Annotated in this window: 10 protein-coding genes and 3 pseudogenes; 7 read left to right on the forward strand and 6 right to left on the reverse strand. The window is 72.3% G+C overall.

Annotated features, from left to right (window positions below):
* Positions 1 to 3: 3 nt before the first annotated feature.
* Positions 4 to 912, forward strand: coding sequence for an ABC transporter substrate-binding protein (locus tag QQK26_RS00890; protein WP_284229094.1), 909 nt, complete (start codon positions 4 to 6; stop codon positions 910 to 912).
* A 68-nt stretch (positions 913 to 980) separates the two neighbouring features.
* Positions 981 to 1601: a glycosyltransferase family protein gene (locus QQK26_RS00895; RefSeq protein ID WP_284229099.1), complete on the forward strand. Its 621-nt coding sequence runs from the start codon at positions 981 to 983 to the stop codon at positions 1599 to 1601.
* Here QQK26_RS00895 and cofD read toward each other — a convergent pair.
* The 4 genes and pseudogenes from cofD to QQK26_RS00915 form a co-directional block, all read right to left on the reverse strand.
* Positions 1545 to 2486: a 2-phospho-L-lactate transferase gene (cofD, locus tag QQK26_RS00900; protein ID WP_284229101.1), complete on the reverse strand. Its 942-nt coding sequence runs from the start codon at positions 2484 to 2486 to the stop codon at positions 1545 to 1547. The two genes, QQK26_RS00895 and cofD, sit on opposite strands and share 57 nt — an antisense overlap.
* 346 nt (positions 2487 to 2832) lie before the next feature.
* Positions 2833 to 3273 (reverse strand): annotated as a pseudogene (locus QQK26_RS00905) (ABC transporter ATP-binding protein); the annotation flags it as partial.
* On the reverse strand, positions 3270 to 4292 hold the full coding sequence (locus QQK26_RS00910) for an iron chelate uptake ABC transporter family permease subunit (RefSeq protein ID WP_284229103.1): 1023 nt from the start codon (positions 4290 to 4292) through the stop codon (positions 3270 to 3272). The gene QQK26_RS00910 and the pseudogene QQK26_RS00905, both read right to left, overlap by 4 nt.
* An 11-nt stretch (positions 4293 to 4303) precedes the next feature.
* The gene (locus QQK26_RS00915; protein ID WP_284229104.1) at positions 4304 to 5260 is read right to left on the reverse strand and encodes a putative F420-0 ABC transporter substrate-binding protein; all 957 of its coding nucleotides are present in this window, start codon (positions 5258 to 5260) and stop codon (positions 4304 to 4306) included.
* A gap of 385 nt (positions 5261 to 5645) precedes the next feature.
* Here QQK26_RS00915 and QQK26_RS00920 point away from each other — a divergent pair.
* The 4 genes and pseudogenes from QQK26_RS00920 to mutM form a co-directional block, all read left to right on the forward strand.
* Positions 5646 to 5885, forward strand: a pseudogene (locus tag QQK26_RS00920) (YceD family protein); the annotation flags it as partial.
* 299 nt (positions 5886 to 6184) lie between these two features.
* Positions 6185 to 6304, forward strand: a pseudogene (gene rpmF / locus QQK26_RS00925) (50S ribosomal protein L32); the annotation flags it as partial.
* A 117-nt stretch (positions 6305 to 6421) separates the two neighbouring features.
* Positions 6422 to 7120, forward strand: coding sequence for a ribonuclease III (gene rnc / locus QQK26_RS00930; protein WP_284234374.1), 699 nt, complete (start codon positions 6422 to 6424; stop codon positions 7118 to 7120).
* A 3-nt stretch (positions 7121 to 7123) separates the two neighbouring features.
* On the forward strand, positions 7124 to 8245 hold the full coding sequence (gene mutM, locus QQK26_RS00935) for a bifunctional DNA-formamidopyrimidine glycosylase/DNA-(apurinic or apyrimidinic site) lyase (RefSeq protein WP_284229107.1): 1122 nt from the start codon (positions 7124 to 7126) through the stop codon (positions 8243 to 8245).
* A 16-nt stretch (positions 8246 to 8261) separates the two neighbouring features.
* Here mutM and QQK26_RS00940 read toward each other — a convergent pair whose 3' ends face one another.
* Together QQK26_RS00940 and QQK26_RS00945 are read right to left on the reverse strand one after the other, a co-directional pair.
* On the reverse strand, positions 8262 to 8660 hold the full coding sequence (locus QQK26_RS00940; RefSeq protein WP_284229109.1) for a type II toxin-antitoxin system VapC family toxin: 399 nt from the start codon (positions 8658 to 8660) through the stop codon (positions 8262 to 8264).
* Positions 8657 to 8938 (reverse strand): type II toxin-antitoxin system Phd/YefM family antitoxin, encoded by a 282-nt coding sequence (locus tag QQK26_RS00945; RefSeq protein WP_284229111.1) that lies wholly within the window; start codon positions 8936 to 8938, stop codon positions 8657 to 8659. Before QQK26_RS00945 ends, QQK26_RS00940 begins: the two co-directional genes overlap by 4 nt.
* Before the next feature lie 50 nt (positions 8939 to 8988).
* Here QQK26_RS00945 and QQK26_RS00950 point away from each other — a divergent pair, with 50 nt between their 5' ends.
* A complete protein-coding gene (locus QQK26_RS00950; protein WP_284229112.1) occupies positions 8989 to 12201 on the forward strand; it encodes a DEAD/DEAH box helicase in 3213 nt (1070 codons plus the stop codon).
* Positions 12202 to 12355: the final 154 nt, after the last annotated feature.

A 12355-nucleotide genomic window follows, 5' to 3' on the forward strand; every position in this document is an offset into this window, starting at 1 on the left:
ACCATGCACGCACAGCACCAGCGTCGCCTCGTCGCGGCGGGCGTCGCCACGGCGGCCGCACTCGTCCTCGCCGGATGCGCCAGCGGCGACCCGCTCGCCGAGGACGAGGGCGGCGAGAGCGCGTCCACCGACGCGATCGTCATCGGCTCGCAGGACTACTACTCGAACGAGATCATCGCCGAGATCTACGCGCAGGCGCTCGAGAACGCCGGCATTGAGGTCGAGCGCAACTTCTCGATCGGACAGCGCGAGGCGTACATGCCCTCGATCGAGAGCGGCGAGATCGACCTCTTCCCCGAGTACACGGGCAACACCCTGCAGTACTTCGACGACACCGCGTCCGTCACGGAGGCCGACGAGGTCTACGAGGCGCTCGTCGCCGCGCTGCCCGAGAGCATCACGGCGCTCGACTACTCCCAGGCCTCGGACCAGGACTCCTACAACGTCACCGCCGAGTACGCCGAGGCCAACGACCTCACCACGATCGCCGACCTCGCCAACGTCGACGGCGAGATCCGGGTGGGCGGCCCGGCGGAGCTCGAGGAGCGCGAGTACGGCCCCCGCGGCCTCGAGGAGCTCTACGGTCTGACGGTCGCCTTCGAGCCGACGGCGGCCACCACGGCCGAGGCGCTCGCCGCCGGCCAGATCGACGTCGGCAACGTCTACAGCGCCGACCCGAACATCGCCGCGCTGGGTCTGGTCACCCTCGAGGACCCCGAGGGGCTCTTCCTCGCCTCGAACGTCGTGCCGCTCGCCTCGAGCGACGTCGCCGGCGAGATCGCCGAGGTCATCGACGCGGTCAGCGCCGCGATGACGGCCGAGGACCTGGTCGCGCTCAACCAGGAGAGCGTCGACGGCGGCTCGACCGACGACATCGCAGCCGAGTGGCTCACCGCCGCGGGTCTGGTCTGATCCTCCGCATCACCGAGACGGCCCCGGGCACCCGCCCGGGGCCGTCGTCGTTGCCCCATGATGGTGCGGTGCCCCTGCCCTGGACCGTCGTCGTGCCCGTGCGGCACCCCGAGCGCGGCAAGAGCCGGCTCGGCGCCGGTGCCGCCGTGGCCCGCGCCATCGCCGTCGACACGCTCGCGGCAGCCGCGCCCGCGGCGCACCGCCTGATCCTGATGACGGATGCGGACGACTGGACCGCGGGCCTGCCCGGCGAGGTGCGCCTCCAGTGCGCGCCCGGCCTGTCCGCGGCCGTCGCGGAGGGCGTCGCCGCCGCCGGCGACGGACCCGTGGCGGTGCTGCTCGGCGATCTGCCGGCGCTGCGCACCGCGGACCTGGCGGCGGCGCTGGCGGCGGCGGAGGCGCATCCGCTCGCTCGCGTACCCGACCACGAGGGCACCGGCACGACGCTCATCACGGCGCTGCGCGGCGGCGAGCACCAACCGGCGTTCGGCGAGGACTCGAACGCCCGCCACGCCGCCGCGGGGTACGTCGAGCTGACGCTGCCCGCGTCGAGCTCCCTGCGCCGCGACGTCGACCGGGCCGCCGATCTCGCGGCGCTCGCCGAGGCCGGCCTGCTCGGCGCCGCGACCCGCTCAGCGCTGCGCGAGGGCCAGCGCGTCGCGGGCGATGGCCGCGGTCTCCTCGACTGAGGTGAACAGCAGCGGCCGCGCGATGGTCGGGATGCCCTCGGCGGTGAGCCGCCCGGCGGCGCCCGCATCGGCCGTGTCGACGAGCCAGCCGTCGAGCAGCTCGGCGCCGTAGTGCTGCGCGACCGCCGCCGCATCGGTGTCGACGCCGATGGCCTCGAGGCACGCGTCCGCCATGCCGCGCACGACCCGGCCGCCGACGATGGGGGAGAGGCCGACCACCGGCGCGGCGGTCGCGACGAGCGCTTCGCGGATGCCCGGAACCGCGAGGATCGGACCGATCGAGACGACCGGGTTCGACGGTGCCACCAGCACCGCGTCGGCGTCGGCGATCGCCGCGAGCACCCCCGGCGCGGGCGTCGCGGCGCCGATGCCGTCGAGCTCGAAGCGCTCGGCCCGCAGCCCGGCGCGGTGCCGCACCCACCACTCCTGGAAGTGCATCCGACCCTGCTCCGCGGTGTGCACGTGCGTCTCGATCGGCTGCTCGCTCATCGGCAGCAACGCGACGCCGAGGTCCCAGCGGCTCGCCAGGCGACGCACGACCTCGGCCAGGCCGACGCCCTCGGCGAGCCAGTGGCTGCGGGTGATGCAGGCACCGAGGTCGCGGTCGCCGAGGGTGAACCAGGGCCAGCCGACACCCCAGGCGGTCATCTCCTCGGCAGCCCGCTCCGCCTCATCCGCTCGCCCCCAGCCGCGCTCGGCGTCGTTGACGCCCGCGAGCGCGTAGAGGATCGAGTCGAGGTCGGGGCAGACGCGCAGGCCCGCCAGGGTCACGTCGTCGCCGGTGTTCACGACGGCGGTGATCTCGTCGCCAGGCGCTGCGGCTGCCCGCACGCCCTTCAGGAAGCGGGCGCCGCCGACGCCGCCGGCCAGCACGGTGATCCTCATGACGACTCCTCGGTGCGCGCCTCCTCGAGGGCGATGATCGGGCGGCCGGTGGACGGATGCGCGAGCACGGTGGCGCGCACCCCCACACCGGATCGATGACGGCCGGCACGAGCACCTCGGCCGGGGTGCCGGCGGCGACGAGCCGCCCGCCGTCGAGCACGACCACCGCGTCGGCGTGGGCCGCCGCGAGCGTCAGGTCGTGCAGGGCGGCCACGACGGCGACGCCTTCGGCGGCGAGCTCGCGGGCGAGCCGCAGGGTCGCGAGCTGGGCGGCCACGTCGAGGTGGTTCGTCGGCTCGTCGAGCAGCAGCAGGCGCGGCTGCTGCACCAGCGCCCGGGCGAGGTGCGCGCGCTGGCGCTGCCCGCCGCTCAGCTCGTCGAGCGGTCGCTCGGCGAGCTCGGCGGCGCCGGCGCGGGCCAGCGCCGCCTCGACGACCGCCTCGTGCCCGCTGCCGGGCGCCGCGAAGCGATCGTGGTGCGGCGTGCGGCCCAGCGCCGCCGCCTCGCGCACGGTGAGCGGCAGCTCGCTGCGGCTCTCCTGCTCGAGCAGCGCGACGAGTCTGGCCCGTTCGCGGCGGCGGTAGCCGGCGAGCGGACGCCCCAGCAGCTCGACCGAGCCGGCGCTCGGGGCGTGCAGACCCGCGAGCGAACGCACGAGCGTGGACTTGCCGGCGCCGTTGGGCCCGAGCAGGGCCGTCACGGCTCCCTCCGCGATGTCGAGGTCGACCCCGTGCAGCACCGACCGGCCGCCGAGGCGCACCGAGAGACCGCGTGCCACGGCGATCATGCGGGGTTCCTGCGGTGCAGCAGCAGTGCGACGAAGACGGGCGTGCCGAGCACGGCGGTGACGATGCCGACCGGCAGCTCCAGCGGGTCGAGCAGGGTCCGCGCCGCGGTGTCCGCCCACACCAGCACGAGCGCGCCGCTGAGGGCGGCCAGCGGCAGCAGGCGCCGGTGGCGCGCCCCCACGACCAGCCGCACGGCGTGCGGCACCACGAGCCCGACGAAGCCGATCGCCCCGCTCACCGACACCATCGCGCCCGTGAGCAGCGCCGTCGCGATCATGAGCAGCCAGCGGGTGCGCGCCACGGGCACGCCGAGCGCCGCGGCGGCGGTGTCGCCGAACGCGAAGGCGTCGAGGGTGCGCGCCGAGCGCAGCAGCGGCAGGCCCACGACGAGCAGCGCGCCCACTCCGATCGCGACCGCCGGCCATCGCGCACCGGCGAGCGACCCGAGCAGCCAGCTCACGATCTCGCGGTAGGAGTCGCCCGTCGAGGTCGCGACGATCGCCAGGCTGGTGAGCGCCGCGCCGAAGGCGCTGACCGCGACGCCGGCCAGGATCATGCGCCCGGGCTCGAGACCGCGACCGCCGGCGGAGGCGATGAGCAGCGTCAGCGCCAGCGCCGCCAGCGCGCCGGCGAACGCCGCCGCCGGCAGGAGCAGGCCGACGCCGAGCAACAGCACCCCGACCGCGCCGACCGAGGCGCCGGAGGAGAGGCCGAGCAGGTACGGGTCGGCGAGACGGTTGCGCGTCACCGCCTGCATGACCGCACCGGCGAGCGCGAGGCCGGCGCCGACCGCGGCGGCGGTCAGCACGCGCGGCAGGCGCAGATCGGTGACGATCGCGGCGTCCAGGGGGTCGAGCGTCGGCGGCGCGCCCGTGACGCGGGCGCCGACCGCATCCAGGACGTCCAGCGGATGCAGGCCCGCCGCGCCCACGACGGTCGCGGCGGCGACGCTCGCGGCCAGCACGGCGGCGAGCACGATCGCGAGGGCGACCGTGCCCGTCCTGCCCGCTGCGCGCATCCGCTCGTCCGTCAGCCGGCGCGCAGCTGCGCGACGATGCTCTCGACGGCCTCGACGTTGCGCACGCCGCCCTCGCCTGCGGCGAAGGGCACGATCGCGTAGCGCTGCTCGCGCACGGCGCGCAGCTGCGACAGGACCGGGTCGCCCTCGAGGGTCGCGATCTTGTCCGCGGCCGTGTTCCAGCTCGCGTCGACGAGCACGATCACGTCGGGGTCGGCCGCCGCGATCGCCTCCCAGCCGAGCGGGCTCCAGGTCGCGTCGACGTCGGCGGCGACGTTGGTCAGCCCGGCGGCGTCGAGCATCATCTGCGGGGCGCCGATGCCCGCGCCGACGTAGGGCGTGTCGTCGCCCGAGGACCACCAGAGGACGGAGAGGCCCCCGTCCAGCGGCTCGACGTCGGCGAGCCGCTCCTCGAGCCCCGCGACGAGGCCCTCGGCGGCGGGCTCCGCACCGAGCACGCGCCCCGCCTCAAGCAGCTGGTCGAAGAGCAGCTCGAAGGTGAGCGGGTCGGGCTGGTAGCCGGGCTCGAGGCAGGCGGAGGGAGCGACGTAGGTGGCCACGCCGAGCTCGGCCAGCTCGTCGCGCTCGCCGGCGCCGTCCGCGCTGAAGTTCGACTCCCAGCCCCCGAACACCAGATCGGGGCGCAGCTCGAGCACGCGCTCCTGGTTCGGCAGCTGCTGCGCGATGACGGGCGGCTCGAAGCCGGCGAGCGTCTCGGGCAGCGGGCCGTCCGCGAAGGCGGTGCCGACGAGGTGGTCGCCGAGGCCGAGGCTCAGCACGAGCTCGGTGGCGGTCGACTTGACGGTGACGATGCGCTCGGGCGGCGCGTCGAGCGAGACCTCGGTGCCGCAGTTGTCGACGGTCACGGCGGCGGCGCTCGGCGACGGCGCCTCGGCGTCGACGGCGGGAGAGCAGCCGGCGAGCAGCAGGGCGGCGGGCAGGAGGAGCAGGGCAGGGCGGCGGGGCACGGGGGATCCTGACGACGGATGCGGATGCGTGGTTCCGGCGAGCGCGAGCGGCTGCGGACGGCCCGGCCCGGCAGGTCCGCCGAGCGTGCGCTCCGCCGGATGCACCGGGCGGGGGAGCGGGACCGCTGCGCACAGCCTAGGGGAGCCCGGTTCGCCCAGCGCGAGCAACGGCGCCGGGCGGATGCGCGGCACGTAGACTCGCCGGGTGTCCCGCACCGCCTCCCCCTACATCGTCCCGGTCCACGACCTCATCCGCCGGCCCGGCGAGAGCCGCGAGCTCGCGCTCGAGTTCGCCGCACCCGCGCGCCTCGGCGAGGCGCTGATCGCGGTCGAGGAGGGCGCGACGATCGCGGTCGACGGGCGTCTCGACAGCATCCACGAGGGCGTGCTGGTCGCGGGCCGCGCCCGCGCGACCGCCGTCGGCGAGTGCGGGCGGTGCCTCGGCCCGGTCTCCGAGGACCTCGACGTCGATGTGACCGAGCTCTTCGCGTATCCGAGCGAGGAGGAGTTCGACTTCCACATCCACGAGGAGCAGATCGACCTCGAGGAGCTCGTGCGCGACGCGATCGTGCTCGCGCTGCCGTTCCAGCCGGTCTGCCGCCCCGACTGCCCCGGCCTCGACCCGGAGACCGGAGCCCGCCTCGAGGACCACCCCGAGCTCGCGAACCGCGAGCAGCTCGACCCCGCTGGGGCGCGCTCGCGGGGTTCCAGGTCGAGCGCGACGAGGCCGACACGGAGCGCTGAGGCGCCGGAGTCGACGGCGACCGGCTTTTCGACTATCCTTGCAAGGTCCGTCGCGCGCCGACGGGCACCACAGGCTTATTCGGCCGAATCCCCACCGCAGCGAAGGCCACGGCCTCCTGCCCGCGGTCGGTCGGAGATCACGAGTTCGTCCCCAGGGCGACGCAGAGAGAAGAGAGAACCATGGCTGTTCCCAAGCGGAAGATGTCGCGCGCCAACACCCACGCCCGCCGTTCGCAGTGGAAGGCCGTGGCGCCCAAGCTCGTCAAGACCATCGAGAACGGCAAGGTCGTCTACAGCCTGCCGCACCGCGCCAAGGTCGTCGAGGACTCCGCCGGCACCCCCTGTACCTGGAGTACAAGGGCCGCAAGGTCGCCGACATCTGATTTGGCTCCCTCCACGCGAGGAAGCGAGCGGCCCGTGAGCGGTGAACCCACCGCCCGGGCCGCTCTGCTGCGTGCGCTCGGCATCGACCTCGAGCCCGGACTGCTGGAGCAGGCGCTCACGCACCGCTCCTACGCCTACGAGCACGGCGGCATCCCCGACAACGAGCGCCTCGAGTTCCTCGGCGACTCGGTGCTCGGCCTCGCCGTCACCGAGCGCCTCTACGGCGACCACCCCGACCTCGACGAGGGCGAGCTGGCCAAGCGCCGGGCGAGCCTGGTGAGCTCGGTGGCGCTGGCCGAGGTGGCCCGCGGCATCGGCCTCGGCGAGCACCTGCGGCTCGGTCGGGGCGAGGAGCTCACCGGCGGCCGCGACAAGTCCTCGCTGCTCGCCGACACCGTCGAGGCGATCATCGGCGCCACCTACCTCGATCTCGGCGGCGCCGCCGCGACCGATCTGGTGCTGCGCCTCGTGCGTCCGCTCATGGCCGATGCCGCCCGCTTCGGCGTGGCGATGGACCCGAAGACCGCGCTGCAGGAGCTGGCCGCCCGCCTGGGCCGCCCGGCCCCGCACTACGACGTCGAGGGCACCGGGCCCGACCACGCCCGCATCTTCACGGCCACCGTGCTGCTCGGCGACGAGGCGATCGCCACGGGCACCGGCACCAGCAAGAAGGCCGCCGAGGTCGCCGCCGCGCTCGACGCGTGCGCGCTGCTCGGCCCCGCCGCCGAGTAGCCCGTGCCGGAGCTGCCCGAGGTCGAGGTCGTGCGCGCGGGCCTCGAGCCCGCCGTCACCGGCGCCCGCATCGCCGAGGTGCGCGTGCTCGAGCCGCGCTCGTTGCGCCGCCACCCCGGCCCGAGCGAGGACTTCATCGCCCGCCTGACCGGCCGGCACCTCACCGCGGCGGTCCGCCGCGGCAAGTTCCTCTGGTTCCCGATCGCGGTGCCGGGCGCGCCGGTGCCCCGGCCCTCCGCATCCGCGTCCGCACTGTCCGCGTCGGCTGCATCCGCATCCGCTCCTCCGCCCGCCGCGTTGCGAGAAATGCAGGACGACCGCACGGGTACCTCCGCTCATCCGGCGGCACCGGTGATCGACGCATCCGCTCCTCCTGCATTCCTCGCACGAGCGGATGCACGAGCGGATGCACGAGCGGATGCGGGTGCCCCCGAGGAGGCGCTCGTCGCGCACCTCGGCATGAGCGGCCAGATGCTGCTGCGCGCGCCGGACGCCCCGGCCGAGCGCCTCACGCGGGCGCAGCTGCTGCTCGAGCACCCGACCCACGGACCGCTGCGCCTCGACTTCGTGGACCAGCGCATCTTCGGTTCGCTCGCGATCGACGACCTCGTCGTCACGCGCGACGGCCGGGCCGCGGGTTTCGCAGGCGCCTCGGACGCCAGCGACCGCATCCCCGCCGCCGTCGCGCACATCGCCCGCGACCCGCTCGACCCCGCGCTCGACGAGCGCGCCGCGCTCGCCGCCCTGCGCCGAGGGTCGAGCGTGATCAAGCGCGTACTGCTCGACCAGGAGCGCCTCAGCGGCATCGGCAACATCTACGCCGACGAGTCGCTCTGGGCGGCCCGCCTGCATCCTGAACAGCCCGCCTCGACGGTGAGCGCCCGCAAGGCCCGAGAGCTGCTCGAGGCCGTGCGCGCGGTGCTGCGCAAGGCGCTGGCCGAGGGCGGCACGAGCTTCGACGCGCAGTACGTGAACGTCAACGGGCAGAGCGGGTACTTCTCGCACTCGCTCAACGCCTACGGGCAGCACGGCAAGGCCTGCCTCCGCTGCGGCGGCGTGATCATCCGCGAGCAGTTCATGAACCGCAGCTCGCACTTCTGCCCGCGGTGCCAGCGGCTGCGTTGAGCGGAGAGGACCCGTCTCAGCGGCCGGGGGCGATCACCTGCACGCCGATCGCACGAGCCGCCTCGCCGAGCCGACGGTCGTAGGTGAGGATGGCGGCTGCATCCAAGCGCAGGGCCGTCTCCAGATGCAGCGCGTCCAGCGTGCGCAGGTGTGGCCCGGGCAGCAGGCCCGCGCTCCGGTAGACGGCGCGATCCATGGAGGCCAGGGCGACCCCGTCGAGCAGTCGTGTGACATCCGCCTGGTCGAGGTCCGCCCTGACGGCGAGGCGACGGAGCTCCGTCTCGAGCAGATCGCTGGAGACCAGTTCGGCCTCGGTCTCGTCCAACCACTCCTGCACCGCGATGCTCTCGGGCTGTTCGACGAGCAGCGCGCCGAGCGCCGAGGTGTCGACGTAGACCAGGGGGCGGGGGTTCACGCCCGATCCTCCCGCAGATCGTCGAGGATCTCGGAGAGCGGCTGATCCACGGATCTCCGCCGGATGCCCAACGCGGCCCAGCCGCCGTCGCGTTTGGCGGGCCGGGTGATCGCCAGTCCTGGGCGGGGAGCATCCAATGGCACGATGCGGCCCACCGGCACTCCGCTGTTGGTGAGCACGAACGACCGACCTGCACCGACGGCTCGAAGGACGCGGCCGGATTCGTTGCGCAGCTCGCGTTGCGACAGGCGCTCCGGTATCGGCTCGATGGCAGTCATGTCCGCAGTGTAGCGCCCGTGCTACAGAGTCGAACGGGCAGGATCGGATCATGAGCACGAGCCAGCTTCCCGTCGACCTGCTGGAGTACTGGTGGGTCCTCGAGCTTTTCAGTCCGCAGAAAGTCCCGAAGCCGACGGGGCGTGCGATGCGACCTGAGGGCCGTCAGGTCGTGGAGTGGCGGCCCGGGGAAGCGCTGCCATGGCAGGTGCTGCAACCGCCGCGATCGGTGGGCAAGACGCCACGAACGTGGCGTCACACCCTGTATCTCGGCGTTTACGACGTGGAAGCGACATATCAGCGCCTTCACGAGGCATTCGCAGAGGATCGCGACGCCTACGACGAGCGTCGTGCTGGGCTGAGCGCGTGCGCAGGGGTGCTCGTCGATGGAGACGGAGTGCTCTTGTCGAACTCGGCGGTGTTGTCATCTGCGCTGTGGGCCGTCTCGAAGCTGGCCGCGGGCACGCGTCCGCGCGGGACGGGATGGGCATCCGGGTTCACGGAGGCCTCGGCGGGCCTGGCCATGGAGTTCGATGCTCTCGAGGGTGCCCGTCGCGAAGCCGCGGGCCTCGAACTGCCTCTGGCTCAGGACGAAGAGTCGTTGCAGCGGCTTCTGGTCGCCGCGCATGCTGCGGCGGGAGCCACGGGCGACAACGAATTGGCAAGTCGACGCATCGTCATCCAATCGGTCGCCGTCTCGGAGCGTCTGGACGAGGACTCGACGACCGACATGGACTTCTTGAACAGCTTTTTCCTCGACGACCTGGCCGCCGTCCACGAAGACGTCGCGACCAACGGACCCGTCGGCGCGCTGGCCGACTACCTGACCGCGGACACGGATGTTCGTGATGATGCGCGGGTTGACGTGATGACCAGTCACCACGTCGTCGACGACGCAGTCTCGATCGGTCGGTTGCCGAAGGGGCGGTGGCCGGCAGACCCCGATCATGGGTTGGCTCTGCGACAGCAGTTCGCGGTCAACCAGGCGTTGACGGATTTGCCCAGCAGGTGCGGTCTGATGGGAGTCAATGGGCCCCCGGGCACGGGGAAGACGACCATGCTGCGCGACGTCCTGGCGGGGAACGTCGTGGAGCGTGCTCGAAGGCTGGCATCACTGTCCCGTCCGGCGGACGCATTCACCCAGATCACGCACCGATGGGTCGCCGCCGACGGGTATCCACGGCGAGTGCGGCAGCTGCGGGACGACCTGACCGGGTTCGAAATGGTGGTGACGTCGGCGAACAATGCCGCGGTGGAGAACGTGTCGATCGAGATACCGTCCCGCGCTGCTGTTGCCGAGGACTGGCAGGCCGAGGCCGACTACTTCGCTGATATCGCGACGGCGACCCTGCGAGCTACCGCGAAGGTCGGTGAATCCTCGCCCGTAGAGACAGACGACTCGCTCGCGGCGTGGGGGCTGGTGGCAGCCAGGCTGGGCAACAAATCCAACCGTGGAGCGTTCAGATCCGAGTTCTGGTTCGACAAGACGAATCCGCGCACGAAGCAACGCATTCCAGGCACAGCACCACGCATGCAGTCGCGGCTGCTCCAGTGGCGTGACGGTGAGGTGCCGACGAGATCTTGGTCGGAAGCACGGGACGCGTTTCGCCAGGCCGAGCGGCGTGTTGACGAACTCATCGAGGCGCGTCGGGGTGCCGAGGACCGGCTGGCGAGGTTGGGCGACGCGCTCAGGGCCGTCGATGAGGCGGCCGAGCGCGCCACGAACCTCGAGGCCGAACTCGCGCTCGTGGCTGAAACGGAGCGGAGCCACGCCCGCGAGGTCGAGCGTTCCGCGTCCGCCATCGTGGAGGCGACGGAAGATCGTGGTCGGCACGTCGAAACCCGACCGAGTGCGCTGGAGACCCTGCTCAGCCTCGGGCGTGCGGCCCGCGAGTGGCGGGATGCTCTCGTGCCTCTCGACGCGGCTGTGCAGGAGGCCAAGCAACGCCAGCGGGCAAGCCAGGAGCGGGGGAGCCAGCTCGAGGACGCCAGAGCGGGGCTCACTGCCGAGTACACCGGCAACGAAGAGACCCGAGCCCGACTTTCGGCCGAGCTTGCCACCCTGCGGAGACACCTGGCTGCTGATCGCGACCGATACGGTGCCGCGTACCCGGGCGAGGGGTGGAGCGAACGGAAACGCGAGCTGCGGGCCCCATGGCTTGATGCTGAGATCGACGCAGCGCGTTCCGATCTGTTCCTGGCTGCGCTGAGGCTGCACGAGGACTTTCTGGCAGCCACCGCCGGGGACATGCTCGAGGGGCTTCGCGCCGCGATCGAAGTCGTCGCCGGTGCCCATCCGAGTCGCCTGGAGCCGGAGAAGGTGCGCGCGGCGTGGCAGCTGTTCTTCCTCGTCGTGCCCATGGTCTCGACGACGTTCGCGTCCTTCGGACGCATGTTCAGAGGACTGGGTCCGGGATCGTTGGGATGGGTGCTCATCGACGAAGCCGGGCAGGCCTGTCCGCAGTACGCGGTCGGAGCGATCTGGCGGTCTCGTCGTGCGATAGCCGTCGGCGACCCGCTGCAGCTGCAGCCGGTCGTGACGATCCCGGCCAAGGCACAGCGCGACATCGCCGCCGCGTATAGCGTCTCGGACCCGTGGATCCCTCCCCGTGCATCCGTGCAGACTTTGGCTGATCGTATCTCCCTGCACGGCACTGAACTACGCCATGGCGAGGAGAAGGTGTGGGTCAGCGCCCCGCTGACCGTGCACCGCCGTTGCGACGAGCCGATGTTCAGCCTGTTCAATGACATCGCCTACAACGGGATCATGGTCAGCGGCGTCACTCGCGACCCAGACCGTTTCGACGGTTCGCAGATCGAGGCGAGCCATTGGCTGGACGAGCCTGCGACGACTGGCGGCACCCATCTTCAGCGGAATGAGATCGCCCGACTGCGGCGGCACATCGAGAGACTCATAGACGAGGGAATCGCGGTTGACGACATCATCGCCATCTCGCCATTCCGAGAGATCGCCGACCACCTCGCACGACTCGACCGGGATTACCCAGGGCTCAGGGCAGGCACGATCCACACCGCGCAAGGACGTGAGGCCGACGTCGTATTCCTCGTCCTCGGCGGCGACCCCACAGCGCCCGGAGCGAAAGCGTGGGCGGCGGCCACGGTCAACCTCGTCAACGTTGCCGCCAGCCGTGCCAAGCGACGCCTCTACGTCATCGGCGACCGGTCCGCTTGGGCGAAGCACAACTACTTCGAGCAGCTTGCCGCAGCCCTCGACCAGCACTGTCGAGATCGACGAGGAGAGTGACCTGGGCATGGGACACATCACGAACTGCGAGACCGCGAAGACGTACACTTGCGTGTGCCCCTGCGGAGGAGGCACGACATGGCGCGATCCTGATCAGGGGCATCGCTACCTCTGACCCGGCAGTGCGAGCCGAGGCCATCGATTGGGCCGAGCT

It is taken from the genome of Arenivirga flava (assembly GCF_030161575.1).
GTDB lineage: Bacteria > Actinomycetota > Actinomycetes > Actinomycetales > Microbacteriaceae > Arenivirga > Arenivirga flava.

What these genes read in the sequence shown, in the direction of transcription:
- QQK26_RS00890 (WP_284229094.1), top strand. Translation starts at nt 4, where the DNA reads ATGCACGCACAGCACCAGCGTCGCCTCGTCGCGGCGGGCGTCGCCACG.
- cofD (WP_284229101.1), bottom strand. Translation starts at nt 2,486, where the DNA reads ATGAGGATCACCGTGCTGGCCGGCGGCGTCGGCGGCGCCCGCTTCCTG.
- QQK26_RS00910 (WP_284229103.1), bottom strand. Translation starts at nt 4,292, where the DNA reads ATGCGCGCAGCGGGCAGGACGGGCACGGTCGCCCTCGCGATCGTGCTC.
- QQK26_RS00945 (WP_284229111.1), bottom strand. Translation starts at nt 8,938, where the DNA reads ATGACTGCCATCGAGCCGATACCGGAGCGCCTGTCGCAACGCGAGCTG.
- QQK26_RS00950 (WP_284229112.1), top strand. Translation starts at nt 8,989, where the DNA reads ATGAGCACGAGCCAGCTTCCCGTCGACCTGCTGGAGTACTGGTGGGTC.